At 49.5% G+C, this 501-nt stretch carries 1 pseudogene; it reads right to left on the reverse strand.

Annotated elements, in window-relative coordinates:
* Positions 1-482, reverse strand: a pseudogene (locus tag ACG2F4_RS19425) (heavy metal translocating P-type ATPase); the annotation flags it as partial.
* Positions 483-501: the final 19 nt, after the last annotated feature.

The raw sequence follows: 501 nt of genomic DNA on the forward strand, positions 1-501 counted from the left end.
ATCACCGATTTCATCTCGATGTAATGGCCGATCAGCATGATATCCACCAGCGTGGCCAGCTCCCAGAAGAAAACTTGTCCTTCTACGACGAATACGACGAGCGTACTGTAGACATAAGCCGCCGTAATGGCAACGCCAATTAGGGTCATCATTCCCGGCTGGCGATCTTTCAGCTCATCAAATAAGCCCTTCAAAAATGGCCAGCCTCCGTAAAAGAAGACGATGCTGGAAAGCACAAATGAGATATAGGTATCACCGGTAAACCGGAGGGCATCCCCTAATCCCAGCAGTTCCTGAATCATGTGAGAAAGAATCAGGATGGGAATGGTTAGAGCAATGGATATCCAAAACCGTTTTAGAAAGTCCTCGGCCATGTGGGCGTGGTGTGCGGCATGTCCGCCGGAGCGGCTTTCCTTTTTGTGATCGTGTTTGTGGTCATGGTTGTGAGGATGCTCGCCACTGTGATTGTGACCGTGATTCATATGTTCGTGTGAGTGTTCC

Source organism: Halalkalibaculum sp. DA3122 (assembly GCF_043951865.1).
In the GTDB taxonomy this organism is placed as follows: Bacteria; Bacteroidota; Rhodothermia; order Balneolales; family Balneolaceae; genus JAMQKA01.